Here is a 26,308-nt window from a genome sequence, read left to right as displayed (position 1 = left end):
GGCGGGGCAAAGGATGACAGCATGGTACAGCGTCGCATCGGCCCGGCCGACCTGGTTCCCGGCGAACCCCTGCCCTGGGATCTGTTTCTGGCTGACCATAGTGCCGGCCCGCAACTGCGCAAGGGGCAGATCATCACGGACGGCGCCCAGCTGGGCCGGCTGATGCAGCTGGGCCTGTACGCGGGCGCGCCTGACCAGCCATCCGTCTTGCGCCTGCTCAATGAGGCGGCGCAGCGCCTGGAACGGCTGCTGCTGGACATGCGCAGCGAAAGCAATGCCGAGCGCGACGTGCGCGACATCGCCCGCGAACTGCTGCGCGCGCTCGAACACGATGCCGACATCGCCCTGGCCAGCATCCTGCTCAACCAGATCGCCGGCAGCTACGCCGTGCGCCACTGCATTGAAACGGCGCTGCTGGCCATGCTGGTGGGCCGCAGCATGCACAAGGCCCACGACGAACTATTATTGATCGGCGCGGCCGCGCTGACGATGAACGTGGGCATGCTGCGCCACCACGACAGCTTCCAGGACCGTCGCGGACCCCTGAACGACGAAGAAATGCGCATCGTGCGGCAGCATCCGCAGGAAAGCACGGAATTGCTGCGCTGCGCCGGCGTCGACGACGAGGAATGGCTCAGTTGCGTGCTGCTGCACCATGAAAACGACGACGGCAGCGGCTACCCGCAGGGGCGCACGGCCGATGAAATCCTGCAGAATGCCAAGCTGATCGGCCTGGCCGACCGCTATTGCGCCCGCGTCTCGGCGCGCAACTACCGGCGCTCCATCGTGCCCGACCAGGCCTTGCAGCACATTTTCCTCGACCAGGGCGTGCCCGTCGATCCGCTGCTGGGAGAGCAGTTCGTCAAGCTGCTGGGCAAATATCCGCCCGGCACCCTGGTGCGCCTGCGCAGCGGCGAACTGGGCGTCGTCACGCAGCGGGGCGCCGCCCATGTGCATCCGCTCAGCGATCCGCTGGGCGCGCCCCTTTCTGCCGCCGAACTATCGCGGATGACGCCGCGCGACACGGGCGACAGCCAGTTCGCCATCGTCTCGTCGCTGCATGAAGACGACGCCGGCGTGCATTTCAGCATGCGCAATGTATGGGGGGACGAGGCGCGGCTGTAGCGCCTGTTTCAAACGAGGTGAGTGCAAGTAGGCAGAAATTTAACTTTTCTTCTTATAGCAAATGTAATCACATGCCGCTTTGTCATCCACCTCCTCCATGCAACGCTTGTAGCAATCCTTGGCCTGCAACTTTCCGGTGCCCGACTTGATTTCCTCTTCAGGCTTGGCCTCATCGGCAGGCTTGGCCGCCTCGACTGATTTGGCCGTCTCGACAGGTTTGAGCTCCTCGGCGGCCAAGCCGCTTGAAGTCGCGGCAAAAAAAGCCAATAAATAAATGATCGAGATTTTCTTCATTTCATCTCCAAAAAATACATCGTTTTAAGCAATCCGGTTTCATACTCATGGTAATCGGGCAACGACGCTCATAGTTTGGCTTCCAGATCGAAGCGGAATCTGTCGCGAGAAGGCCGCACGCTGCGACGCTCAAAGTCCGCATCCTCTGCAAAAAAAGATTCGATGCGTGTGGCGTCACCCGACAAGGTGTGGTCAAACGTGAATTTGGCGCGCCAGCCGGACGCAAATGTCCATATGGCCTGCGAACTCAGCTCAGAACGCCGGGACGTGTACAGCTTGCGCGTAGCCGTTGAGCGCACCCAGCCGGACGGCGTCCAGTTCGCATCGACGTTCAGCTTCAGCGGCAGGCCAGCAACGGCATGGCTGCCGCCGAACTTGGCGCTCCAACGCGACTGATCCGCCAGCCGGTTGTCGGGCCCAGGCACGGTCGAGACAGAAGAATGAGCCAAGGTCACGCTGCCATGCAGATTCATGTCTGGACTGGCCTTCCATAATTCACGCAATTGCAACTGCGCTTCGAGACTGAGTCCATGGCTGCGGGCCGTGCCCAGGTTGGCGGGGCGGGCCACGTAACGCGGCAGCGCCGACCAGGGCACATTTTCCAGCTGAATATCGGTACCGATCAAACCATCAATGTGCCGCGAGAACGCTTCCAGCGTGATGATGCTGTCGTCGCCGATGTAGTGTTCGTAAGCCAGGTTCAATCCCGCCGTTTTTTCCGGCCGCAGCTTCGGCTGGCCCGCCGTGTCGGCATAGGCAATGCTGTTCTGGCCACAAGCGCCCGGTGCGCACGGCGCCAGCGGATTAATCGTTGGCCGCCCTGTCAGCTGGTCGAGAAACGGCGCCGTCAACGTACGCGCCAGGCCCAGGCGCAGATGCCGTTCAGTGACACCTGGCAATTTCCACGACACATGGCCGCTCGGCGCCCACGAGGTGAACTTGCTGCTGCCGCCATATATGCCTTCGTCGATGTCGGTGGTGCGTCGCTCCCCACTCAGTCCAAGATTGACACCGAGCACCTTATTGACACGCCACTCATCCTGCGCGAAGGCGCTGAAGCGGCAGTCACGCACATCGCGCCGGTTGCCCAATACCTGCAGGCTGGCATCAGCGACACCATCGAGCAAATAGGCAAACTCGTTACTTGAACGCGACTGCACGACGCTGGCGCCAGTCTTGATGTCATGCGCGCCGATTGTCCGCGTATAGTCGAGTTTAATGGTGTTGCCACGATTATGACTCGATCGCGGCGACTGACGCAGCTGGTCCGGCGCATCGATATAGGCTTCCAGGCGGTTGTTGTCGCGCGTCAAGTGATAATGGCTCGACAGCAGGCGCAGTATCAACTTTGATTGGCGATCCGGACGAAAAGTCCATTTCAAGGGCAACGACAAAGTGGTCAACGGCGAGCCGCCATCTGAGAAGACCATGTGCGGCCTCGATTGGGGCGCCGACCACGTATCACTTTCTACGCCACGGTTGCTGACCTTGAACCATAGCAGCCCCGGATCGAACTCCAGCACGTGGCGCCTCCCCGCCTCCCAGGATACCGTGCCACCCAGACTCAGGCGGTCGGTGCGCGTCCAGCCCGTCGTACTGCCAACTTGCTGAACGACAGCTGGCGCATCATCGAACCAGCGTCGTACACTCACGCTGCTGTCATCGCTGCGCGTTTGCGAACCGGCCGATACCTGGGCCGCAAAGATCCAGGGTGAACCAGCCTCGGCGCGATTGGTGGACCAGGAAAAATTGCTTCCATGCTCGCTCCCGCCAGCCAGCGCGCCAAGGCGTAGTTGCGTAACTGTCTTCAGACGTTTTGCTTTGCGGGAAATGATATTGATGGTGCCGGCGCTACCATATGGCCCGAACTCGGCCAGCGATGACTTGACAATTTCAATGCTTTCCACATGGGTGACGTCCAGTTCCAGCGGTTCCTTGCCGGCCGGGGCGGCGACGCCGTCAATCAGCACCTGCGTGTAGCCAGGCAATCCCATCAGGCCAAGGCGGCCATTGGCGGAAATGGTGACCGCAGGCTCCTTGCGCAACAGTTCCTGCACATTATTGGCGCCGCTCGCTTCGATACTGGCCCGGCCTATGACAATCTTCCCGGCGATAAACTCGCGCCGCGCCTGCACGTCCGTCTGGCCGCCTTTGATATCAACGACAGGTACCGTGTCCGCCTGAATGCCCGTCGCATCAGCAGATACTTGCTTCGCGTGCACTGCACCAGCCATTGCCAGTTCAAAAATAAATGCGTGTGCCAATAAGAACGGAAACTTCTGTATCCCCACGCAACGTCCTCTATTATTCACGCCATGCATTTTTCCACGGCGCGAGATTTCTTCGTATTGCCGATAGACATTAATTTACACATTACCATTTATATTTAAACAACTCAAGAAAATTTAGAATATGGAAATATTATCTCTTCTTGAAAGTTTCTCCAGCATTAGCGTGATTTTCCATGGACTTGATCATGAACTGGAAAAGAAGACCTGTTCGCCCACAGATTTTTTAGCAAGCGCAACTGGCAGCCAAGCATGCGGGCGCCAGCCGCAAATGACCATCTCACGGTTTCGGCGGACGGATGCCCGTGTATTGTGCGCTGACGAGCAGCCATTGATGATCGACGCGCCGGGCGACATAGCCGGCGCGCATGGCGAAGGTGCGGGCTGCCCCTTCCTGATCGAGCCGGTAGGACAGCCGGGCCGAGATGAGCGCCGTATCGCCAAAGAGGCGCACTGCCGGCTCATCGACCTGGACTTGAGGACTCGGCCGCTTCTGCTCGGGCGCGTAGAAGGACAGCATCTTTTCACGCGCGTCCACCTCGCCGACAGGCGATATTTCCACGTAATTCTCGGCCGTGATGGCTTTCAAGGCGGCCTGGTCGAAGCTGCTCTGGGCCTGCGCATGGCGCTGCACCAGCGCCAGCAGTTCGGCGTCGGCGGGCGCCGCGTTCGCACTGCCGATCACGCCCAAGGCGCCCAGCAGGCAGGTGGAAAGAAGATGTGAAAGGGGCAATTTCATGCGTGTTCATCCTGGTGATGGTCGTTGGAAAGCGTCCGGTGATGACGGCGGCAGTATCGAACGCCCGCTTGCGGGCCGCGCATCGCGAGAAGGCCCACTGCATGCTACCCGCTTGCCCTTGTATATAGCATGCCATTGCGACAAACCGCCGGATTGCTGGATTGAAATGCCATTTTCAGGCTCGGGATGGGCATGGCGATGCGTTCAGACATGCCCGCAGCCCTGCCTCAGCGCCCGCTCGCAGGCGCATCCAGCAACTTGTGTTGCAGATCCAGGTTGAGCGCCCACTGCTCTTGCACGGGAATGGCGCACCGCGAACTGGTCTTGAGGGAACCCTCTTGCGTCCACAGCAATGGATAAAAATTCAGGCATAGCTCGCCGCTCAAGGGCAATTCGGGCAATTCGTCAAAGTCCTCCGCGTCACCAGGCTGGCGGCCGTAAAACTGCCGCAGCTGGCTCGTAAAAGCCCACTCGACAAACGCCGTGAAGCCGATCTCCAGCGCTTCCCACTCCAGCGTTTCGGGGGCAAGGTAATACATATTGCCCTGGTCGGCCCCGAGCCCGCCGCCATTGATGGCAAAAAAGCCGCCCAGCACATCATCGGCGACCAGCAGAAAACCGTCGGCCTTGCCTTTGTTCCAGGCGGCAATATCCCGGCCCAGCCTGGCATGTCCCGACCCCAGTATGCGCAGCCAGCCCCCGTCCACCAGGATGCCCCCCGTTTCATAGGCTATCGCCCCCAGGGCAGAACGCGTGGTGACCTGCAGGCTCAGCAGCACATCCTCCCTGCCGGCCGAGGGCGGCAGCAATTCCACCGGCAAGTCGGCCTCGTCGGCCCATTGCCTGATCAGGGGAAATGCAGGGTCTTCGCTTTCGAGTAATTCATTCAATGTACGCATGCAATCTGACCTTATCGATGACCGCTTCCGGCGGTCGGAATGCGCACGGCGACGCAGGCACTGTCTGGCGGGCGGCACCCGGCACCGTTCATTTTGCGGACTTCAGGTAGGCCCGCAAGCCATGCGTGAGCACAAAAGGAAACACGCTCGCATGGTCTTCGTCCTCGAATACGCGCAAGCGCGTTTTCAGATTCGGAAACTTGCGCGATTTCAGCTTGCCGTCGAACTCGCGCAAGTCGGCCACCATGTCGGCGCCTTCCTCGGCACGCGAACGCTTCTTGCCTGCCGACAACTTTTCCAGGCCGCCGATGCCGAAGAACACGGACGCGGGCAAGTCCTTGTGGCTGCCCGCATACGCCTGCTCGCGGTCGAACATGACGCCGGCGTCGTACCACAGCGAGGGACTGCCGAGGATGTAGTGCTCGAAGGTGCGCGGTTCCGTCAGCAGCAATTGCAGGCCCAGCAGGCTGCCGTAGGAGTGGCCGATAAACACCTTGCGCTGCATGTTGACGCGATAGTTACTGGCGATGAAGGGAAACACCTCGCCCGAGACGAACTGGCCATAGGCCGCCGCTTCGCCGAACGCCGGCTGGCGCCCCGGCATGTCCGAGCGGTAATCGTGCTTGCGCGGCGTGGTGGGCGTGTAATCGCGGCGGCGGCTGTACACGCCGCCATCGCCGTTGGCATACGACAGGCCGACCACCACCACCTCTTCCATGCCCGCATGCTTGTTCAGGCGCTGGGCGATATTGCGCACGACGGGAAACGCATAATTGGCATCGACGACGAACAGCACCGGATAGCGTTTATTCCCCTGACGGTAGGAATCGGGCAAGGCGACGTAGAGCTGGTAGTCGCGCTTCAATCCTTGTGCGCGGATGTCGCGCACTTCCGTATTCTCTAAAACGTAGCTGGCGGGCGCGCTGGCGGGGGCGGCCAGGGCATTGTTGAGCAGGCAGCAGAGTGCGAGCAGCAGGCTGAGGGATTTCAAACGGGGTTCCTTGACGTAGTCAGTGATGGCGCGATGATATCAACAATGTGAAACAGAAATGACACTGTTCCAACAATGCAAAAAATACATCCTCACTACAATATCAAAACTCGCCCTCCATGAGCAAGTCTTCCGGCAAGGTCTCGGGCATGAGGGCCAGCAGCGCTGGCGGGATATAGTGCGCGGCTTGCCGCTCATCTTCCGCCAGGCATGGAAAATCGACGATGAAATGCGCGATATGGCTCAGATACTGCTCGACCAGCTTGCGATACGGCTCGCTGACGCGTTCTGCCTTCAACTCCAGCAGCGTGGCATGGGCGCGCTGGAGGAAAATGGGGATCACATAATAGTTCTTGCTCAGGAAAAGGCCCGTCACCTGGTTGACATGGCACACCAGCGCATACGTCGGGCTGGCCAAGCGGTAACACTGGTCCGGACACAGGCGCGGCGAATTGATATGTTCCTGGTAGCGCCTGATTTCCCGGCGCGCCTCTTTCGCCCCCTCGCGTTCATTGCGCACGGCCCGTCCTTTCAATCTTGTTCACTAGCAATATCCGCCACATGCAGGGCGTGGAACGCGAGCAAGTCATCTCGTCGCAGCATGTCTGTCAGACAGACAATCTTGACTGAACTCAACATCGTTTCATGTGAGGCGGCATGAAATTGCCTATCCCCTTCGTAGTCATGGGACACCAGCACGATGGGGGCGCCATTCAAGACCTCCGTGGTCGTGAAGCAGGCGGTATTCGGGGCATCGGGGAATGTCCAGGCAGCGCTCATCTTGTCTTGTCCACGGATTCATTCGTTTCAATTGGGGCGGCGGCAGTCCATAACGCCGGCAACGCCGCCGACAGCACGCGCGTTCGTATCGTGCCCGCCCCGCTTGCCAAGGGCGGCGCCGCAATCGGCCACACTTACCTGGCCGCCGCCAGCTGCACCAGCTTGCGCTCGACAAAGGCCTGCAGCTGCGGCGACAGGGTTTGCAAGCCCCTGGCCCGCTCGAACGCCTGGCGCGCCTGGGCCGGGTGGTTGTCCGCTTGCAAGGCTATCCCCAGGCCCATCCACCAGACGCTGTTGTCGGGCGCCGCCTGCAGGGCCAGCTGATAGTGTTCGGCCGCTTCGCGGTAGCGCTGTTCGCGCTGCAGCACGCCGGCCAGGAAGGCGTGGTATTCGCCGTTGTCGGCCGCGTACGGCAGGCTGCGCATGAGAGTGTCGAGGGCAGCCGCGCCGCCGTTGGCCTTGTCCAGCTGCAGACGGGCCAGCATCATCGCTTGCGCCGGCTGTTTCGGGTCCAGTGCCAGGCTCAGCTGCAACTGGCGGGCCGCGTCGTCGGGGCGCTGCGCTTCGAGCAGCAGGCGCACCAGGGTTTCGCGCGCGCCCTGGTGGCGCGGGTCCAGCTGCAGCGTCTGCTGCAAGGCCTGCATGGCGTCGGAGACGCGGCCATCCTGCAGCTGCGCCAGCGCGCGCCGGTATTCATTCTCCACGCGCTGCTGCGGCGTGACTTGTTTTCCGTCGATAAGGCGTTCGCTGGCGGCGGGCGCTGCCGTCTTCACGACGGGTGCGGCGGCAGGCTTGGGGGCTTTTTCCGTGCTGCGCCTCGGTTCGGCGGGCCGCGCCTTGGCCGGGGCCGGGGCCGGGGCGGTTTCCGCGGCCTGGAAGACGGGCTCGGGCGCCACCGGCGCTGCGGCGACCGGCGCAGGTACAGGCGCAGGTACAGGTACAGGCACAGGAACGGGCAGCGGAACAGGCACCGGCTTGCTGGCGACGCTGACCAGCACGGGCGGCACGGCCGGGCGCTTCCAGTACACCCAGCCGAGGGCGATGGCCGCTGCCGTCAGGCCGGCCGCGCCGCCGAAGACCAGCGCGCGCGACACGCCCCGCTCGCGTTCGGGCACGGAGCGGATGCCGCCCGCGTCGCCGCGCCCCTCGGGCGTGCCGCGGGCGTCAAGGTCTTGCAACATCTTGTTAATCAGGCTCATCTACAGGCTCATCTTCGTCATCGGTTCAATAAGGTCCAGCTCAGGGCACTGGCGGCGGCCAGCACGCCGGCGCCGGCCAGCCAGGGCCAGGGCTTGCGCCAGAAGCGGGGTTTGCTGGCCAGGGTGTCGCTGGCGGCCAGGGCCACGTGGCGGCCGCTGACCTGCTGCCGGCCTTCGCCATACGCCGCCATCAGCGCCTTGTGCGCCATGATGTTGATCAGGCGCGGGATGCCGCCGGAAGCCTGGTACAGCTTGCTCACGCCGCTGCGGCTGAACAGGCGCGCGCCGTCGAAGCCGGCCACGCGCAAACGGTGCGCCACGTAAAAATCCACATCGTCGCGGCACAGAGGGCCCAGGTGGTAGTGAAAGGTGATGCGCTGCGCCAGCTGGCGGATCTCCGGCAGGGCCAGCTTGACGTCCAGCTCGGGCTGGCCAAACAGCACGATTTGCAGCAGCTTGCGCTTTTCCGTTTCCAGGTTGGTCAGCAGGCGCAAGGCTTCGAGGCTGTCGACGGGAATCGCCTGCGCCTCGTCCACGCATAGGAGCACGCACTTGCCCTGCGCCGCCAGGTTGAGCAGGCGCAAGTTGAGCGACTTGAGCAATTGATGCTGATCAGCATCTTTCTCCAGCAACACATCGAGGTCGTCGGCCAGGGCCAGGATCAGCGCGCGGGGCGGCAGGTTCGGATTCGGAATGTAGGCCGTGACGAATTCCGGCCCCAGCGACTGCATGAACTTGCGGCACAGAAACGTCTTGCCGGTGCCCACTTCGCCAGTGATCTTGATGAAGCCCTCGCCATTGCGCGCCGCCACCAGCAGGGTGTTGAGCGCCTTTTGCGACTGCGGGCCATTGAAGAAGAAGCTGGTATCGGGCGTGAGGCCGAACGGCGCCTCGCGCAAGCCGAAATGGGCCTGGTACATTTAGCGCCGCTCCGACGGACGGCGCGGGTCGAGCGCCTCGATGCGCTTGCCCGAATCGAGCAAATCCTCGTTCCAGCTGTTGGCGCCTTCGACGATGGTGGGCTTGATCAGCACCACCAGTTCGCGCTTCTGGATCACCTGGCCCGTGTTGCGGAACAGCGCGCCCAGCACGGGAAGGTCGCCCGCGCCCGGCACCTGCGAACGGTCCGAGGTCGTGGCCTGGCGCATCAGGCCGCCGATGGCGACGATGCGCCCATCCTGGCTGCGCACCATGCTGTCCATCTCGGAGGTGCTGGAGGCGGCCAGCGGCAGTTTCAGCGAGCCTGCGCTGCCCAGGTCGATTTCCTTGCTGATGGTCGACACCTGGCTGACGGACGGGTGCACGTGCAGGATGATGTTGCCATCCGCATCGATCTGCGGCGTCACGTCCAGCACCACGCCGGAAAAGAAGGGCTGCAAGGTCACGTTGGGGCTGGTGGTGGCGCCGCTGGCCGTCGTATTCGTGGTGGTGGACACGCCCGTCACGTAAAACTCGTCCGTGCCTATCTTCAGCACGGCCTTCTGGTTGTTCATGGTGGCAATGCGCGGACTCGACAGCACGTGCACGGAGCCTTGCGATTCCAGGAAGGAAATCATGGCGGCAAAGTTGGCCGTCTGGAACGCCAGGCCGAACATGGAGCCGGCCGCCGTCGCCGCCGAACTGAGGCCGAAGCCGCTGCTGGCCGTCAGGCCGCTGCCATTCGTCATGTTCGGCGGCTGGCCGCCATTGAACGGCAGCGGCGCCAGGCTGCCGCCCGGCTGGATGAAGCCCGTCGAGATGCGGTTCGTGTGGCCGCTCTTGATCGAGGCGAACGAGGCCCAGTTGATGCCCGTCTGCGTGTTGTCGTTGAGCTCGACTTCGAGGATTTTCGCTTCGAGGATCACCTGGCGGTCGACGGACAGCTGCGTGGCCTTCAGGTACATGTCGACGTTGCGCAGCTCTTCCGGCATGGCGCGGATGACGATCACGCCCGACTGCGGACTCAGCACCACTTGCCGGCCGCCCTCGGCGCTGCCGACGATGGCTTCCAGCGCCGCCTTCAATTCCGGCCAGAAATCTGCCGTGGACGAGGTGGTGAGGTTGCTGCTGTCCAGGGTGCGGCCGCCCTGGCCGCCATTCGTCTGCTGGTTCTGCTCGCTATTCTGGTTGTTGCCCTGGTTGCCATTCTGTCCATTGCCCGAGCCGCCCGAATTGGTCGAACCGACCGAACCCACCGAGGTCGACGACACGCGCAGGTTGGAACTGCCCCTGCGCGCGCCCGTCAGGTAATTGACATGGAACAAGCGCGTCTGCATGGTCAGCGGCTTGATGTAGATCTGCGTGCCTTCGACCTTGTAGTCGTAGCCGTACAGCTCGCGCACGGCGTCGAGCGCCTGGAACAGGGTCACGTCCTTCAGGTTGGCCGAAATCGTGCCGCCGATATCGGGGTGGACCAGCATGTTGTAGCGCGTGCCGGCCACGATGGAGGTGAAGAACTGGCGCGCCGGCACATTGTTGAAGGCCACGTTGAAGCGCTCGTCGAGCGCGGCGCGGGCCTTCGGCAATTGCTGGGCCAGGGCCGCCACGGGCGGCAGCAGCGCCGCTTCCACGGCATCGGGCTGGGCTGCCGGCGTGGTGGTGGCCGCCGCGCCCTTGACGGCGTCGGTAATCGCATTATAGGTATCGCGCTTGACGGGCGCGACATTGCAGCCGCCCAGGCCCAGGCTGACGCTGACAAGCGCCGCCATCGTGCTGATCTTGAACATGCTCGCCTTGTGTTGATTGAATTGCTTGGCCACTTCTTCTACTCCTGCTTGCGGTCGGTCTTGCTGTCGGTCTGAGGCGGCGTCTTGCTGCCCGGGTACAGCTTGAAGGTTTCCAGTGTTTTGCCACGCCGCAATAATACGGCCGTGTCGCGAATTTCCGTCACCACGGCGTCGCCCACCTTGCTGCCGACCTTGACCGTCTGGCCATCGATGACGGCCAGGCGGCGTCCGCCCGGCTGGGTGGAGATGAGCACCGATTGCAGGCGCGGCTGCGCGGGCGCGACGGGAGCGGCGCTGGCGGGCGCCCACAGGGCCGCGGGCGGGCGCGTGGGGTCGTCCAGCGCCTGCGCCTGCACGCCGCTGCAGGCCAGGCACAGCGCCAGGAGCGGCGCCCAGCGGCGCGGCGCGCGGCCGGCGGTCACAGTGCGATCCATGTGTCATCCATGCTGAGGGTATATAAAGTCAGGGTCAGCGTCGCTTGCGGGTAGCTTTCCGCCTCCAGGCGGGCCTGGCCCCAGAAGACCCGCGTCGGCATCGCCTGCAGCGCCTGCATGTACTGCAGCATGTCGGCATAACTGCCCTGCAGCACCACTTCCACGCCGTGCCGGTGCAGCAGGGGCGCCGGGGCGCTTGCCTTGGCGGCGCCATCGCCGGACGCTGCGGCTGCCGGGGAAGCGCCCACGCTGCCACCAGGCAAGGTTCTCAGTGCCACCACGCGCAGTCCGGCATGCCGGCGCAGCAACTGTTCCAGCAGCGCGACCATGCGCTCGGGGGCCACCAGGCCATGCTGCTTCTGGCGCAGCTGCTCCTTCACGCTCGCCCCTTCCGCCAGCAGGGCCGCCAGACGCGCGCGCGCATTCTGGTCCGGGTCCACCGCGTGCGCCAGCATGGTCAGCTCGATTTCCTTGGCCATGGCCACCTGCTGGCTTTGCTTTTGCGCAATGCTTGCATGCAGCGCCGCCCGCTTCGCGAACAGCGGGTTGAAGAACAGAAAATAGAACACGAACAGGAGCGCGGCCACGCCCGCGCCGAACAGCATCAGCCGCTCGCGCCGGCTGAGGGCGTCGAAGGCCGCCGCCCATTTTTTCAGCAAGGGCTGCATCAGTGTTTTCCTCCCGCCGTTGCGGCGGCGGCCGCCGCAAGCTGGCTCGATGACTGCAGGCTGAAAGCCACATACGGCGCCGCCGGCGCCTTGCCGTCGGTGACGGCCGGCGCCGGCGGCGGGCCGATGTCGAGGCTGGAGAAGCTCTTGCCTGCCAGCACATCCTGCTGGCCCAGACGCGTGATATACGCGGGCAGCAGCGACGCATGCAAGGCGCGGCCCTGCAAGCCGAGTTCACTGGCGGCGCCGACAATATTGATGCTCGTCAACCATACGCCATCCACCCTGGCTTGCGCCAGCGCGCGGAAATAGCCGGCAAAGCCCTGCGTATTGCCCAGTTCGCCACTGGCCAGCACGGCCGACGCATCCAGCAGCAACTGGCGCTGCGCCTCGGCGGCCGCGACTTCCTGCGCCAGCCCCGGATCTTTCTTGCGTGGTGGAAAATCACGCAAGGTCTGGTCGCGCCTGGCCTCCGCCTTTGCCAGCGCCGCCTGGACGTCCGCTTCCTGGCGCTGCAAGTCCGTCAGCGACCGCTGGCCCAGCACGCACAGCAGCGCCAAGCCCAGCGCCAGCGCACCGAGGCAGGCGCCGGCCGTGCGCGCCGACATCTGGTGGGTCTTCTGTTCGAACTGGGGGTTGAACAGATTGATCTGCTGGCTCATGCGCCCTTCCCTTCGCTCTTGCCCGGCAAGCTGCCCTGCTCGCGCAAGGCGGCGCCCAGCGCCAGGAAATAGCGCGCCTGCATGGCTGGCTCGCGCAAGGCGGCATGCTGGGAAAAGTCGAACACCTGGCTCAGGTCCAGCCGCTCGACCGGCATGTAGAGATTATCGGCCAGATAGCCTTGCAAGCCATCGCTGGCGCCCGTCATCAGCATCAGGCGCGCGAGGGAAATGAAATGGAACTGGCGGTCGAAGTGGTCGAACGAGCGCTGCAGCTCCAGGGTGACGCGGTCGTAATACTGGCTGGCGTCGGGCGACTGCAATTGCGGCAAGGTCACGTCGATGCGGCGGGCCTGGTACAGCTCGCCATTGAAACTCATGGTCAGCAAGCCGCCGTCGCCATCGAAGGACAGCACGGCGATGCCGCGCCCCGGCGTTTCCAGCAAGGTGGCGATATTGCGCTGCGCCATTTCCGGGATATCGATCACGGACAGGCCGATCTTGCATGCCGCATACAGCGCCTGGCGCGCGGACACGGCGCTGTTGCGCGCGGCGACGGCAAACACGCTGCTGCCGCGCTGGGTGCCGTTCGGGTCGCCGGGGATGTCGAACACGTCGATGGTGGCGTCGGCCAGGGGAAAGTCCAGCATGTCCTTCAGGCGCCAGCCCACGGCCGTCTTCAGCTCCTCGCGCGGCACGGCCGGCGCTTCCAGCGACAGCAGCTGGTACTCGCCGCCGGCCAGCACGGTGCTGCAGTGGCGCGACGCGGCCTGCAATTCCTTGCCCAGCTTTTCCAGCACCTCGGCCGGCGCGGGCCGTTGCGCCGCCTGGTAGCTGGCGCCCAGCACGCGCGGCAGGCCGTCGGCGGGACGCTCGACGACGACGGCGCTGACACCTTCGCGGCCAAACGCCGTGGCCAGCCAGCCCTCGTATTTTCTTGCTCTTGCGAATAAACCCATGCGAACTATCCAGTGTAAGTGCCTGCCCGAGCTTGTCGCGCAGATAATGCATCAAACCAATTCTAATTCATGAAACCAATTTTGTTGTGTAAAAACAATAAATTAGCGATCTTTTTTTCAAGCAGTTGACCTTACTGCGACAACACGGCCTGCAGGCGGCGCTGGACGTAATCGGGGTTGTTGCCCGGGTGCGGACAGAACGGCTCGGCCCCGGCCGGCTGGTTGCAAGCCGTGGCCGTGATGGTCCAGCTGGTCAAGGTGCCGGGCCCCGTGGCCGTGGCGCACTGCACGCTGACGGAAAAGGAGGATAGCGATGTGCCAGCCGGCAAGGCAAACGAAGTCGAGGGAGCGCAGTTTCCATCGATCAGCTGCCGGTACACGCCCCATTCGAGACCGGCGCGGGCGGCCTGTTCGGCGCGCACGCCCTGCACGTCCAGCGCCGATTCGACTTGCTGCAGGGTAAACACGTTCACCATCGCGGCGCCCAGTCCCGCCAGCACCACCAGCAGGAAGATGGCCGTCACCAGGCTGAAGCCGCGCATGCGGCGCGAGGAAACTGTTCTCATGGCGCTCATGGTGTATTACTGACCTGTACCTGCTGCACCAGGCGCAGCGTGCCCGTATTGCTGTTTTCCGCGCCGAGGCTCAGCACGATGCTGAGCAGGCCGCGCGGCCCGTTCTTCAACACCTCATAGGTAAAACAGCCTTCGGGGGGAGCCGCTGTTTGACCAGACCGCTTCACCGTGTTTTTCAGGATTTTTTGCGCCAGCAGCGCGCGCACGGGGGCCGTTGACAAAGGCGATGCCGCCGCATCGAGCGGCTGCGCCGCCTGGATGACATAGCCGGAATAACGCGTCAGGGTGCCGGCCTGCGGATCGCAAACATAGCTGACAGGCGTCGTCACCACCTGAAAACGGTGTGATGGCGAGGGAAACTTTTGCGGCGACTGCGCGAGGAAGGGATTGCCCTTCAGGGTCACCAGCGTGCCGCTGACGGTGTCGACCTGCGCCAGATTGCAGATGCCGGCGTTGACGGCGCAGCCATACGCATCCGGCAGGTTGTCGCCCATATTGTAGACGGCGATAAAGTCGCCGGGCGCGATCGCCGGCGCGCTCCCGACCACGGTGAATTGATTGGCGTTCGCGCCGGCGGTGACGGGATTGAAGGCCAGCACGGCGCCGAGACCCGGCGCATCGTCCTCGGACAGGTAGCGGCCGCCCGATGTCGTCAGCAGCAGCTCCAGGTATTTCCCGTCCGCGCTGACGCGCAAGCTGTTCGGCAGCGCAAGGCGCACGTCGCGCGCAATGCGCCGCGCAGCCGTATCGGCCAGGTCGGCCAGGTCGGCGCGGGCATTGGCATCGATATAACCCTGCACGGGCAGGCGGATGAACATGGCCACCATGCCGCCGATGATGCCCGTGATGACGATCACGATGATCATCTCCACCAGGGTAAAGCCGCGCGCGCGGCGCCGGAACGAAGAGGTATTCATGGGATGCTGTTCGGCGCGTAGCGCGTGCGGTAGCCGTCGAGCACGACCTGCTGCTTGTCGCCATAGGCGACGCTGACCCGGATATGCAGCGCATTGGGCGCCGCGATGCCGTTCAGCGCAACGGTATTGATGCTCACCGTCGCCGCATACTGGCCGGCAAGCGCTGAAAACGGGTTGCCGGCCACATCCGTGGTGTATAGCGCCTTTCCGCCGTCGCTGTCCACGTAATCATTGACGTTGTCGTAAGGCCGCTGCGCGGCGCCGCCCTGTATGCCAAACGCCTCCTTGGTGGTGCATGCGGCCTCGCCGCCCGCCGTCTCGGCTGCCGGGTCGTTCACTGCGCAATACGTGAAGCGCGCGCCCGCGATTTCATCGAGCATGCCTTGCGCAACGGCCAGCGCCTGCTTGCGCAGCTGCGGGTCGGCGCTGTTGCGCGCCGTCAAGCTCATCACGCCCAGGATGCCCGTCACCGCCACGCCCACGACGACGATGAAGAGCACCAGTTCGATCAGGGTCACGCCGGCCTGGGCGCGCCTGGGGGCACGGCGCCTAGCGGTACACATAGCCGGTCTCCGGTGCGACGTTGACCTGGTATTGCTGCCCGCCCGCGGCCACGGTCAGCACCAGGGGCGTGGAAAAATCGCCGTACGCCGCGTAGTACGGGCGCCCCAGCGGGTCAAAGTAGAACCCCGCGCCGCCTGTCAGCTTGACAGTCGACGGCCATCCTTCGCACAGCCAGTTGCGCCGGTCGCTGCAAGCGAGCAAGGTGTTCTTGCTGCCGCTGTTCGTGCCGGCGGGCGGCACGACCTTCTGCGCATCGCTGCACGCGGCGTCGAAACACAGCGCCACGCTCTTGCCGTCGATGCGCACAAACACGGGACGGTTTTGCGCCACCGCAAGCTTTTGTCCATAACGCACGATACTCGCCACCTGATCGCTGGCACTGCGCGCATCAAAAGTGTCGCGCTGGAAAAATCGGTTGACGGCAAAGGTCGCCAGCAGGCCGGCGATCACCAGCATCGCCACGAGCTCGATCAAGGTGAAGCCGCGCGCAAGCCTGCCCCGTAAAAGGCATCTGCGACGCAAGGTGGGTTGTGAAGGATGCAATGAAGAATCGCCCGTAAAAAAGCCCAACCGGTCCTGCCTGGGGTTGGGCTGCTGAGATTGACGCAAAACGCGACGTTGCCGCGCCTTTGCGGCAATGGGCCGAGTGGCCCATTGGCACAAAGCTTAGCGGCAGTTTTCCACCACCTTGAGTGCGCTATCGTCGACTACAGGAGCCACTGCAGGAGTCGAGCCATCTGCGGCGGCTGCAACTGCTGTCGTATATGTCACCTTGCAATTCTTGTGATTCGCATCAGGCAAAATAGTCAGGACGGTTGCAGTCGGCGGCACTGTCTTGATGTCATAGTCAGCCAGGCCACCGGCCGCCACCACGATGCCATCGACGCTTGGATAGCCTGCCTTGCCTGCGACGTCAACACCCTCCATCTTCACGGAAGCATCGGCCGCCGCGCCATTGACAAGCCATTGCGCATGGAACAGTGCGGAGCCCGCCTTCAGGGTGCCCACGGCCGCCTGCATCTTGGCCACACGTGCATCGGCTGACAAATCGCTAAATTTCGGAATCGCCGTCGCAGCTAAAATGCCCAGGATAACGATGACGACCACCAATTCGATCAGGGTAAAACCCGCCTGGGCGCCGCTTTTCATACTACGTAAAGACTTGTTCATTCTTGCTTTCTCCAAAATCAAATAAAAACATCAAAACCAACGCCATGAAACGTTTGCTGCACGGCACTCCGTCTGCTGTCGAGTCCGGCTATTTCCACACCACAATATCGGGTTCCTGGGCGAGCTTGTCAAGATCGGCGTCTACACCTGGCAAGATTACCTTAAATTTCACTGAATCAAGCTCCGAACCGGGAAAAATATTGCCATTACTAAACAAATAGATGATTTTTTGTTCTTTTCTGTCGTACAACCAATTCCCAGCGGGTAATTTATCGAGCGCGGGCGCATCGAATTCGCCCAAATAGTTGGCCGGCTTATCGGCCAGCCAGTCGAAGGGGTTTTGCCGCGCCAGCGACGGTATCCGCGCGCGCCCGTCCGCCAGGTACAGCTGCAGCACCTGCACCCGCAAGCTGGTGCGCAAGGCCGCCAGCGTCTGCGTCATGGCCACCTGCTGCGCCTGTCGCTGGTAATAGCCGACGCGGCTCAGTAACACGCCCACCAGGATGGCGAACACGCTCGCCACCACGGCCAGCTCGAACAGCGTGAAACCGCGCTGGCGGGCAGGCAGCGCCATCAGTGCAGGGCCGCCCGGCCCAGGTCCCAGATCGGCAGGAAGATGCCCAGCGCCAGCACCAGCACCATGGCGCCGAGGAAGACGATCAGGATCGGCTCGATCTGTGCCGACAGGGTCTTCAATTCATAGTCGACTTCACGCTCGTACATGTCCGCGATCTCGTCCATCAGGTCGTCGAGCGAACCGGATTCCTCGCCCACGGCGATCATCTGCAGCACCACGGGCGTAAACACGCCGGCCGCCACCGAGGTGCGCAGGATGCTTTCGCCGCGTTCCACGCCGTCGCGCATCTGCTCCACGCGCGCGCTCAGGTAGGTGTTGTCCACCGTTTGCGATACCACCGTCAGCGCCTGCACGATGGGTACGCCGCTGGTGCTCGACAGGGCGAAGCTGCGGGCGAAGCGGGCCATCGTGCCCTTCAGGATGATCTTGCCGGCGATCGGCAGGCGCAGCTTGGCGCGGTCCCATTTATACAGGCCCTGTTTCGTGCGCAGCCAGGCGCGCCAGCCGAAAAAGCCGCCCACGCCCGCCAGCAGCAGCAAGGGCCAGTAGGCGACGGTAAAGCGCGAGGTGCCGATCAGGATGCGCGTCATCAAGGGCAGTTCCGCATGGAAACTGGCGAAGACTTTCTCGAACTGGGGAATGACGAAGATATTGACCACGATCATGGCGGCGACCATGGCGAAGACGACGAAGGTCGGGTAGCGCGTGGCCGTTTTCACGCGCGCGCGCATGTCGCGGTCGAATTCCAGGTGGTCGAAGAGGCGCAAGAACACTTCATCGAGGCGGCCCGTCATTTCGCCCACGCGCACCATCGACAGGTAGAACGGCGTGAAGATGGCGGGATGGCGCGCCATGGCGGCCGACAGTTCGCGCCCCGCGTCCAGCGATTCGCGCACGTCCTTGATGATGCGCCCGAACGCGGGGCTGATGGCGGACTCCTGCAGCCCGGCCAGGCCGCGCATGATGGGCACGCCCGCCTTGAGCAGGGTGTACAGCTGGCGGCTGAACAGCTGCACGTCCATGGGCGTGACCTTTTTCTCGGTCAGCTTGTCCCACCAGCCCAGCTGGTTGGCGCCGGCCTTCGTCACCGTCTGTTTGGTCACGCTGATGTCGACGGGCGTGCTGCCGCCCGCCATCAGCTGGTCGGCCACAGCGCCGCTGTCGGCGCCTTCCATCACGCCGGTCAGCAGTTCGCCGCTGGCGTTGCGCGCCTTGTAGGCAAAAAATGGCACGTCAATCCTCGCTCTGGTTGCTGATGCGCATCGCTTCCATCACCGTCGTGCGGCCCTGTACCACCAGTTGCACGGCGTGGCGGCGCAAGGTGGCGCCCGCCATCTGCGCCGTCGCCACCTTCATGAAGTGGGAAGGATCGGCATGGTTGGCCGCGTCGGCCACGGCGCGCGTGATTTCCAGCAATTCGTACACGCCCGTGCGGCCCCGGTAACCCATGCCGTTGCAGTGCGAACAGCCCTTGCCGTGGAAATACTGGTTGCGCTCGACCAGCTCGCCCAATTCCAGGCGCAGCCATTCGTATTCGTTGGGCGTGGGCACGTACGGCGTGCTGCAGCTTTCGCAGATCACGCGCAGCAGGCGTTGCGCCAGCACGGCTTGCAGCGAGCTGCCCACCATGTAGCGGGGCACGCCCATGTCCATCAGGCGCAGCGGCGTGCTGATGGCGTCGTTGGTATGCAGGGTCGACAGCACCAGGTGGCCCGTCATGGCGGCGCGCAAGCCGATTTGCGCCGTTTCCTGGTCGCGCATCTCGCCGACCAGCACGATATCGGGGTCTTGCCGCAGGGCCGAGCGCAGCACCCTGGCAAAGTTCAGCTCGATCTTGTCATTGACTTGCACCTGGTTAATGCCGGGCAAGCGGTACTCGACGGGGTCTTCCACCGTGATGAGCTTTTTTTCCACCGAATTGAGCTCGGACAAGGCGCAATACAGGGTCGTCGTCTTGCCGCTGCCCGTCGGCCCCGTCACCAGCACGAGGCCGTTCGGGCGGCTGACGATGGCGCGGAACTGTGCCACCAGCGCGGGCGGCATGCCGATGGCATCCAGGCGCAGGGTCGTGCCGCCCTGGTTCAGCAGCCGCATCACGACGGATTCGCCGTACTGCGTCGGCATGGTCGATATACGCACGTCGATGCGCTGGTTTTTCACGCGGATGGCGAAGCGGCCGTCCTGCGGCAGGCGCTTTTCGGAAATATCGAGGTCCGACATCAGTTTCAAACGCAGCGCCAGCGAGCTGGCGATCTTGCTGTCCGCTTCCGTCTGCAGGTGCAGCACGCCGTCGATGCGGAAGCGGATCTGCAGCCGGCCTTCCTGCGGCTCGATGTGGATGTCGGAGGCGCGCACCTGGGTGGCATCCTCGAACACCGATTGCAGCAGCTTGACGATGGGCGCCTCTTCCAGGCCCGGATTGACGGCCAGCGCGCCGAAGTCGACGGAAACGTCGCCCAGGTCCTGCTCCAGCTCGCGCGTCAGGGTGGAAATATCTTCCGTGCGGCGGTAGATGCGGTCGATGGCGGCCAGCACTTCCGTTTCATTGACCACGGCCAGTTCGATCTGGCGCTTGACCAGGCGCGAAATCTCGTCATAGGCAAACAGGTCGGTCGGGTCGGACATGCCGACCAGCAAGCCCTCGCGGCGGTCTTCCAGCACCAGCGCGCGGAAGCGGCGCGCCTGGGTTTCCGGCAGCAGGCGCACCAGTTCGGAATTGATGTTGAAAAACTTCAGATTGATGTAGGGAATGTCGAGCTGGCGCGCCAGCGCGCCCGAAATCTGCTCTTCCGTGACGAAGCCATGCTCGACAAAAACGCGGCCCAGCTTGCGTCCCGAACGCTTCTGTTCCGTCAAGGCCTCGCCCAACTGTTGTTCCGTCAGCAGTTTCTGCTGCACCAAGATTTCACCGAGCCGGACTTTCTCTGGCCTTGCCATGTTTACTCCTAGACAAACAAATTCGACAGACGATGCACGCCCGCGGCGCGCGCTGGTATTTTATTCCAGAACCTGTTGTTTCTTAAAGAAAATACATTCCATTGCTTGATTTTTTGTCCTTTTCAACACGCGACAAGTAAACACTTGCCGGGTACCGCTACGCATGGCAATAATGGCGCTCATTCACCGTCCGGCCCGCCACCCACGCCCCATGAACGCCTGCGCCATCGAGTTTCACAACGTGCACAAACAGCTGGCCGGCAGCCCCGTCCTGCGCGGCGTCGACCTGCAGGTGCGCGCGGGAGAACTGTTCGGCCTGGTGGGCGTGAACGGCGCCGGCAAGACCACCCTGCTCAAATGCCTGTTCGATTTCTGCACGCCGGACCAGGGCGCCATCGCCATCTTTGGCCAGGCGCACGGGCACAGCGCGGCGCGCCAGCCCCTGTCCTTCCTGCCGGAACGTTTCCAGGCGCCGTATTACCTGACGGGCGGCGATTTCCTGCGCTACCTGGCGCGCCTGCACAATGTACGCCATGACGACGCTGCGGTACAGCAAGTTATCGCGGCGCTGGACCTGGCGCCCGAGGCCTTGCGGCGCCCCGCGCGCGACTATTCGAAGGGCATGATGCAGAAACTGGGGCTGGCCGCGTGCTTGCTTTCGGGCAAGCAGCAACTGGTGCTCGATGAACCGATGAGCGGGCTCGACCCGAAGGCCAGGGCCCGCTTCAAGCAGGTGCTGCGCGAAGCGCGGGCGCAGGGCCGCGGCGCCCTGCTCACCTCGCATGCGCTGGCCGACGTGGAAGAGCTGTGCGACCGCATGTCCATCCTGCACGCGGGCCGCATGCTGTTTACGGGCACGCCGGCCGAGTGCCGCGCGCGCCACGGCGGCGCGGCCGATGCCAGCCTGGAACAGGCTTTCTTGAATTGCATCGCGGCATGAACGCCGACGCGCACGCCGCCCGCGCCCACCATGCGCCTGCCCCGCACGGCATGTACCTGCGCCACTTCGGCTTGCGCACGGCGCCATTCGGCATCACGCCCGACCCCGCCTTCTTTTATACCGGCAACACGCGCGGCGCCCTGCTCGACGCGCTGCTGTACGCCGTCGCGCAAGGCGAAGGCATCATCAAGCTGACGGGAGAAATCGGCAGCGGCAAGACCATGCTGTGCCGCATGCTGGCCGAACGGCTGCCGCCGCACGTCGACGTGCTGTACCTGCCCAACCCCGGCCTGGCGCCCGATGAAGTCGCGCACGCCATCGCCGCCGAACTGGGCCTGGAGCTGCCGCCATGCCGCGCCGACGAAGTGCTGCGCGCCCTGCACGAGGAACTGATCAGCCGGCATGCGGCGGGCCGCCAGGTGCTGCTGCTGGCCGAAGAGGCGCAAGCCATGCCGGTGCCCACCCTGGAAGCGCTGCGCCTGCTGACGAACCTGGAAACGGCCAGGCACAAGCTGCTGCAGATCGTGCTGTTCGGCCAGCCGGAACTGGAGCACACCCTGGACTTGCCGCAGCTGCGGCAACTGAAGGAGCGCATCACCCACAGTTTCACGGTGCCGCGCCTGCCGCCCGCCCTGCTGGACGACTACCTGGCATGCCGGCTGGCGGCAGCCGGCCGCGCCGCGCCGCTCGCGTTTGACGCGGCGGCGCTGCGCCTGCTGGCCCGCGCCTCGCAGGGCATCGTGCGGCGAATCAATATCCTTGCCGACAAGGCCCTGCTGGCCGCCTACGCCGACGACGCCGGGCACATCGGCGCGCGCCACCTGCGCCTGGCGATCGCCGACAGCCCGTTTCGTCGCGTCCCCTGGCATGCGGGTCCGCTGCTGGCGCGCACCTTATGCGCCGTCATGCTGCTGCTGGCCGGCGCCCTGCTGTGGCAATGGCTGGCGCCGCCCGCCCGCGTGCCAGCCCCTGCCGCGACACCGGCAGCGACACCCACGCCGCTGCTCGACAACAGCCTGGCCGCATCGCAGGCCTGGCTGGCGCGCCAGGCGCCGCAGCAGCTGGTGCTGCAGATCGCCAGCGTCCCTGCCACGGACACGGCGGCGGCGGAAGCGTTCCTGCAGCAGGCGCGGCTGGCCATCGGGCTGGACGATGTCCACGTATTTCGCCTGCCGCAAGCGGGGTCCGGAGCGACGGCGCCGCAGCTGGCCATCGTCTATGGCAGCTTCGCCGACCGCGCCAGCGCCGAAGCCGTTTGGTCGCGGCTGGCAATGGCGTCGCCACAGAAATTATTGCTGAGAAACATGCATAGTATCCGCGAGGAAATTAAAGGCGTTTCCCAGAGAAAACATTGACGTGGCGAAGGCCAACTTTATTTCTGCATATGCCCTCCCGGGCCTGCACATGCGATTGCTTTTAGAGGATCATGGTGGTTAAAATTACAAAAGCACAACACGACTCCAAGGGCGAACTTTTCATGACTCAACACCCTATTCCTGTGCTGGCCTCTTGCATCACCGTTGCCTGCTGCGCCTTGCTGGCCGGTTGCGCCTCGCATCAGATGCCCCTGTCGCCCGGGCATCTGAATGCGCCGCCGCCCCCTGCGGGCGCCATTCCCGAACCCGTGCAGCAGAGCAGCATGCTGGCCGCCCCATTGCCGGCAGCCAAGGTCGAAACCTACAGCGTCACCGTGCACAAGGTGCCGGTGCAGTCGCTGCTGTTCGCGCTGGCGCGCGACGCGGGCATGAATATCGACATCCACCCGCAGATCGAAGGCAGCGTAACCCTCAACGCGCTGAACCAGACCTTGCCGCAATTGCTCACGCGTATCAGCAAGCAAGTCGACATGCGCTATGAAATCGACGGCAAGAACCTGCTCGTGCTGCCGGATGCGCCCGTGTGGCGCAACTACAAGGTCGATTACGTCAACATGGCGCGCAGCACCAACAGCAGCGTGAATATCGCCACGCAGATTTCCACGGCGGGCGGCGGCTCGAACAACGCCAGCAACCCGGTCGGCAGCACGCAAGGCAGCGGCGGCAATGGCAATAACAATTCGACGACCCTGGTGGTGAATCGCTCGGAGAATAATTTCTGGTATAGCCTGGAAAAGAATATCCGCGACCTGCTGCGCGAAACCACGCTCAACGATGTCCAGGTGGACCCGCTGGCGCAGCTGAACCAGCAACTGACGAACGCCCAGGGCAATGCGCAGGGCCAGCAGGGACAGGCCGGCCAGTTGCAGGGAGGCAATCCCACGGCGGCCGGCGGCGCGGGCCAGTATGGCGGGCAGTACGCTGGCCAGCCCGGCGCCCAGCCCCCGATGCCGTCCGGCGGCCAGTATGCGACGGGCCAGCAGCAGGGCAACGCGTCCCAGGCCCAGCCCACGGACGCGAACGGCATGCCGCAGTTAAAACTGGCCAACAAGGGCAGTCCCTCGTCGGTGGTGGTGAACGTCGAAGGGGGGCTGATCGCCGTGCGGGCCACGGGCCGCCAGCACGAGAAGATCGCCGAATTCCTCGACGCCGTGCTGCACAGCGCCAAGCGGCAAGTGCTGATCGAAGCCACCATCATCGAGGTGCGCCTGAGCAACGAATACCAGCAGGGCATCAACTGGTCGCGCCTGACGGGCAACCTGAGCCTGAACCAGAGCCGTGTCGGCACCCAACCCCTGTCCAGCGGCGTACTGCCGGGTACGTCGCCCGGCATCTTCGTGCTCAACTACATGAAGGACAGTTTCGCCACGACCATCCAGCTGCTCGAATCGTTCGGCAAGGTAAAAGTGCTGTCCAGCCCGAAGATCAGCGTGCTGAACAACCAGACGGCCATGCTGAAGGTGGTCGACAACAATGTCTTTTTCACCATCAAGGTGACGCCGGCCGTGATCAGTTCGACGGGCAGCATCACCACCCCGGCCACCTATGAATCGAAGCTGGAAACGGTGCCCGTCGGCTTCGTCATGAGCGTCACGCCGCAGATTTCCGACAGCGATGAAGTCACGCTCAATGTGCGCCCCACCATCACGCGCATCGTCGGCTACGTGCAGGACCCGAATCCCGCCCTGACTTCGGCCAGCGTGCAGAGCCGCGTGCCCGTGATCCAGGCGCGCGAACTGGAGTCGATCATGAAGGTCGGCAACGGCCAGATCGCCGTGATGGGCGGCCTGATGCAGGACTCCATCGACAATGCCAAGGATGGCGTGCCCGGCCTGTCCAGCCTGCCCCTGGTGGGCAACCTGTTTACCTACCGGAATGAAGTAAACAGCAAGACGGAACTGGTGATCTTCATGCGTCCCGTGGTGGTCAAGGATGCCAGCATCGACGGCGATTACCGCGACTACCGCTACCTGCTGCCGGGCCAGGCCCCGCTCAACAGCCAGCCCTATACGGACGGTGCGCCGGCCGCCTCCGGCCAGCCGCAGGCGCGCCTGCAGGGAGACTTGCCATGAGCTTGCTGATGCAGGCGCTCAAGAAGGCCGAGCGCGCCAAACAGAACAGCCTGCCGGACGAGGAGCTGGAAAAGCCATCCGAAGCCTATGACCAGGTGCTGGAACTGGCGCCGGCCGATGCCGTGCCGCTGCGCCCGGCACCGGTGGCCGCACCGTCCCCGCCAGCAACGAGCGGCCTGAGCCTCGAACCGCTGGGCGATGTTCCGTCACCGCCGCCCCGGCCGGCGCCGGCACCGGCACCGGCACCGGAACCGGCCGCCGCCCAGCCTGACGGGGGACCGCGTCCCGAAGCGCCGCGCCCGCACAGCGAGCCGCCGCCGGCCCGGCCACGCGCCCCGGCCGGCGCCAGCCGCAGCAAGACGCCGCCCAAGGGCCCCACCGGGCCCATCAGCGTCGACCCGGCCACCGTGCGCCTGGGCGTGCTGCTGGCCATCCTGCTGCTGGTGGCGGGATCGATGGCGTACTGGTACTGGCGCGCCAGCAGCAGTCCCGGCGCGGGCGCCAACCTGCCCGGCGTGCCCATGCCCCTGACGGACGCCCCCGGCACGGCCGGCGCGGCCGGTCCCATCGTGGTGCTGCCTGCGGCGGGCGGCGCCATGCCGGACGCCCTCGCCCCCGCGCCGCTGCCGCCGGAAGCGCCGCGCGAGCCGCGCCAGCAAGCGGGCGCGGCGGAACAGCAGGCGATGATACAGGCTGCCGTACAGGCCGCCGTGGCCGCCCAGCTGGCGCAGATGCCGCCGCCGGCGCCGCCCAGCCTGCCGCCGGTCATGGCGCCCGACAACAGCCAGATCCAGGTGCTGCGCACCGATACGGCGCCGCAGATCAACCCCGGCGTGCAGCAAGCCTACCAGGCCCTGAACGGCGGCCAGCTGGGCGCGGCGCGCCAGCAATACGAAGCCGTGCTGCAGCAGGACGCCACCAACCGCGACGCCCTGCTGGGCCTGGCGGCCGTGGCCCAGCGCCAGCAGCAGGGCGCGCAGGCCGCCTCGCTGTACGTGCGTTTGCTCGAGATCAATCCCGACGATGGCGAAGCGCTGGCCGGATTGATCGGGCTGAGCCAGGGCGACGTGGTGCAAAGCGAAGCGAAATTGAAAGCCATCCTGGCCCGCACGCCCGACAGCGGCCCCGTGCTGTTTGCACTGGGCAACGTGTATGCCAAGCAACGGCGCTGGAATGAAGCGCAGCAGCAATTCTTCCGCGCCTACAGCGCCGTGCCGGGCAATCCCGACTATGCCTTCAACCTGGCCGTGGGCCTGGACCGCCTGAACCAGCCGAAACTGGCCGCCACGTATTACCAGCGCGCCCTGGCCCTGGCGCAAACGGCGCCGGCCGCCTTCGACCGGACCGTGGCGCAGGCGCGCCTGCGCGAACTGGGCGGCGCTCCCGTGGCGCCCGCCTCCGCCGCGCCCGTCATCAACATTACCCGTCAAGAATAAGCAA

The 26,308-nt window shown here is 64.2% G+C and carries 27 protein-coding genes; 5 read left to right on the top strand and 22 right to left on the bottom strand.

Annotated elements, in window-relative coordinates; genetic code table 11:
- Positions 1-21 precede the first annotated feature (21 nt).
- Positions 22-1,125: an HD-GYP domain-containing protein gene (locus BXA07_RS22645; RefSeq protein WP_076571087.1), complete on the top strand. Its 1,104-nt coding sequence runs from the start codon at positions 22-24 to the stop codon at positions 1,123-1,125.
- 39 nt (positions 1,126-1,164) lie between these two features.
- On the opposite strand, the gene BXA07_RS22640 is transcribed toward BXA07_RS22645, so the two are convergent.
- The 22 genes from BXA07_RS22640 to BXA07_RS22535 form a co-directional block, all read right to left on the bottom strand.
- Positions 1,165-1,419 (bottom strand): hypothetical protein, encoded by a 255-nt coding sequence (locus BXA07_RS22640; RefSeq protein ID WP_076571085.1) that lies wholly within the window; start codon positions 1,417-1,419, stop codon positions 1,165-1,167.
- A 68-nt stretch (positions 1,420-1,487) separates the two neighbouring features.
- Positions 1,488-3,710 carry a TonB-dependent receptor plug domain-containing protein gene (locus BXA07_RS22635; RefSeq protein WP_170909716.1) on the bottom strand — a complete coding sequence of 741 codons (2,223 nt, stop codon included), beginning with the start codon at positions 3,708-3,710 and terminating at the stop codon, positions 1,488-1,490.
- A 277-nt stretch (positions 3,711-3,987) separates the two neighbouring features.
- Entirely contained in the window at positions 3,988-4,446 is a 459-nt protein-coding gene (locus BXA07_RS22630; protein ID WP_076571082.1) for a nuclear transport factor 2 family protein, read from the bottom strand.
- Between the two features lie 227 nt (positions 4,447-4,673).
- Positions 4,674-5,345 carry a DUF2625 family protein gene (locus BXA07_RS22625; protein ID WP_076571080.1) on the bottom strand — a complete coding sequence of 224 codons (672 nt, stop codon included), beginning with the start codon at positions 5,343-5,345 and terminating at the stop codon, positions 4,674-4,676.
- An 88-nt stretch (positions 5,346-5,433) separates the two neighbouring features.
- Positions 5,434-6,336, bottom strand: coding sequence for an alpha/beta hydrolase (locus tag BXA07_RS22620; RefSeq protein ID WP_076571078.1), 903 nt, complete (start codon positions 6,334-6,336; stop codon positions 5,434-5,436).
- A gap of 103 nt (positions 6,337-6,439) precedes the next feature.
- The gene (locus BXA07_RS22615) at positions 6,440-6,856 is read right to left on the bottom strand and encodes a hypothetical protein (protein ID WP_076571076.1); all 417 of its coding nucleotides are present in this window, start codon (positions 6,854-6,856) and stop codon (positions 6,440-6,442) included.
- A gap of 11 nt (positions 6,857-6,867) precedes the next feature.
- Positions 6,868-7,116: a hypothetical protein gene (locus tag BXA07_RS22610; protein WP_076571075.1), complete on the bottom strand. Its 249-nt coding sequence runs from the start codon at positions 7,114-7,116 to the stop codon at positions 6,868-6,870.
- A gap of 134 nt (positions 7,117-7,250) precedes the next feature.
- Entirely contained in the window at positions 7,251-8,315 is a 1,065-nt protein-coding gene (locus BXA07_RS22605) for a tetratricopeptide repeat protein (protein ID WP_076571073.1), read from the bottom strand.
- Positions 8,316-8,332: 17 nt separating this feature from the next.
- Positions 8,333-9,235, bottom strand: coding sequence for an ExeA family protein (locus BXA07_RS22600; protein ID WP_076571071.1), 903 nt, complete (start codon positions 9,233-9,235; stop codon positions 8,333-8,335).
- Entirely contained in the window at positions 9,236-11,020 is a 1,785-nt protein-coding gene (gene mshL / locus BXA07_RS22595; RefSeq protein ID WP_076571183.1) for a pilus (MSHA type) biogenesis protein MshL, read from the bottom strand.
- 38 nt (positions 11,021-11,058) lie between these two features.
- Positions 11,059-11,454, bottom strand: a complete 396-nt coding sequence (locus BXA07_RS22590; RefSeq protein WP_076571069.1) for a hypothetical protein — start codon at positions 11,452-11,454, stop codon at positions 11,059-11,061.
- Positions 11,439-12,122, bottom strand: a complete 684-nt coding sequence (gene gspM / locus BXA07_RS22585; protein WP_076571067.1) for a type II secretion system protein GspM — start codon at positions 12,120-12,122, stop codon at positions 11,439-11,441. The genes BXA07_RS22590 and gspM overlap by 16 nt, the downstream gene beginning before the upstream one ends.
- Positions 12,122-12,784, bottom strand: a complete 663-nt coding sequence (locus BXA07_RS22580; protein ID WP_076571065.1) for a PilN domain-containing protein — start codon at positions 12,782-12,784, stop codon at positions 12,122-12,124. Before BXA07_RS22580 ends, gspM begins: the two co-directional genes overlap by 1 nt.
- Positions 12,781-13,740, bottom strand: a complete 960-nt coding sequence (locus tag BXA07_RS22575; RefSeq protein ID WP_076571064.1) for a type IV pilus biogenesis protein PilM — start codon at positions 13,738-13,740, stop codon at positions 12,781-12,783. Before BXA07_RS22575 ends, BXA07_RS22580 begins: the two co-directional genes overlap by 4 nt.
- Before the next feature lie 131 nt (positions 13,741-13,871).
- A complete protein-coding gene (locus tag BXA07_RS22570) occupies positions 13,872-14,306 on the bottom strand; it encodes an agglutinin biogenesis protein MshP (protein WP_083708461.1) in 435 nt (144 codons plus the stop codon).
- Between the two features lie 5 nt (positions 14,307-14,311).
- Entirely contained in the window at positions 14,312-15,232 is a 921-nt protein-coding gene (locus BXA07_RS22565; protein ID WP_076571061.1) for a type II secretion system protein, read from the bottom strand.
- Complete coding sequence (locus BXA07_RS22560) at positions 15,229-15,795, bottom strand: type IV pilus modification PilV family protein (protein ID WP_076571059.1); 567 nt, start codon at positions 15,793-15,795, stop codon at positions 15,229-15,231. The genes BXA07_RS22565 and BXA07_RS22560 overlap by 4 nt, the downstream gene beginning before the upstream one ends.
- Positions 15,782-16,270 (bottom strand): pilus assembly FimT family protein, encoded by a 489-nt coding sequence (locus BXA07_RS22555; protein WP_244556373.1) that lies wholly within the window; start codon positions 16,268-16,270, stop codon positions 15,782-15,784. Before BXA07_RS22555 ends, BXA07_RS22560 begins: the two co-directional genes overlap by 14 nt.
- A gap of 192 nt (positions 16,271-16,462) precedes the next feature.
- Positions 16,463-16,966, bottom strand: a complete 504-nt coding sequence (locus BXA07_RS31680) for a pilin (RefSeq protein WP_280175071.1) — start codon at positions 16,964-16,966, stop codon at positions 16,463-16,465.
- 88 nt (positions 16,967-17,054) lie between these two features.
- Positions 17,055-17,540, bottom strand: a complete 486-nt coding sequence (locus BXA07_RS22545) for a type II secretion system protein (protein WP_076571055.1) — start codon at positions 17,538-17,540, stop codon at positions 17,055-17,057.
- Entirely contained in the window at positions 17,540-18,775 is a 1,236-nt protein-coding gene (locus tag BXA07_RS22540) for a type II secretion system F family protein (RefSeq protein ID WP_076571053.1), read from the bottom strand. The genes BXA07_RS22545 and BXA07_RS22540 overlap by 1 nt, the downstream gene beginning before the upstream one ends.
- 1 nt (position 18,776) lies before the next feature.
- Positions 18,777-20,480: a GspE/PulE family protein gene (locus tag BXA07_RS22535; RefSeq protein WP_076571051.1), complete on the bottom strand. Its 1,704-nt coding sequence runs from the start codon at positions 20,478-20,480 to the stop codon at positions 18,777-18,779.
- Between the two features lie 172 nt (positions 20,481-20,652).
- Here BXA07_RS22535 and BXA07_RS22530 point away from each other — a divergent pair, with 172 nt between their 5' ends.
- The 4 genes from BXA07_RS22530 (at position 20,653) to BXA07_RS22515 (ending at position 26,304) form a co-directional block, all read left to right on the top strand.
- The gene (locus tag BXA07_RS22530; protein WP_244556372.1) at positions 20,653-21,420 is read left to right on the top strand and encodes an ABC transporter ATP-binding protein; all 768 of its coding nucleotides are present in this window, start codon (positions 20,653-20,655) and stop codon (positions 21,418-21,420) included.
- Positions 21,417-22,775, top strand: coding sequence for an ExeA family protein (locus BXA07_RS22525; protein ID WP_244556371.1), 1,359 nt, complete (start codon positions 21,417-21,419; stop codon positions 22,773-22,775). Before BXA07_RS22530 ends, BXA07_RS22525 begins: the two co-directional genes overlap by 4 nt.
- A gap of 122 nt (positions 22,776-22,897) precedes the next feature.
- Entirely contained in the window at positions 22,898-24,868 is a 1,971-nt protein-coding gene (locus BXA07_RS22520; protein WP_076571048.1) for a pilus (MSHA type) biogenesis protein MshL, read from the top strand.
- On the top strand, positions 24,865-26,304 hold the full coding sequence (locus tag BXA07_RS22515) for a tetratricopeptide repeat protein (protein WP_076571046.1): 1,440 nt from the start codon (positions 24,865-24,867) through the stop codon (positions 26,302-26,304). The genes BXA07_RS22520 and BXA07_RS22515 overlap by 4 nt, the downstream gene beginning before the upstream one ends.
- Positions 26,305-26,308: the final 4 nt, after the last annotated feature.

Source organism: Janthinobacterium sp. TND4EL3, assembly GCF_900156175.1.
In the GTDB taxonomy this organism is placed as follows: Bacteria; Pseudomonadota; Gammaproteobacteria; order Burkholderiales; family Burkholderiaceae_D; genus Janthinobacterium.
Note: the sequence above shows the minus strand (reverse complement) of the source record. Positions and strands in the feature narration are given on the sequence as shown.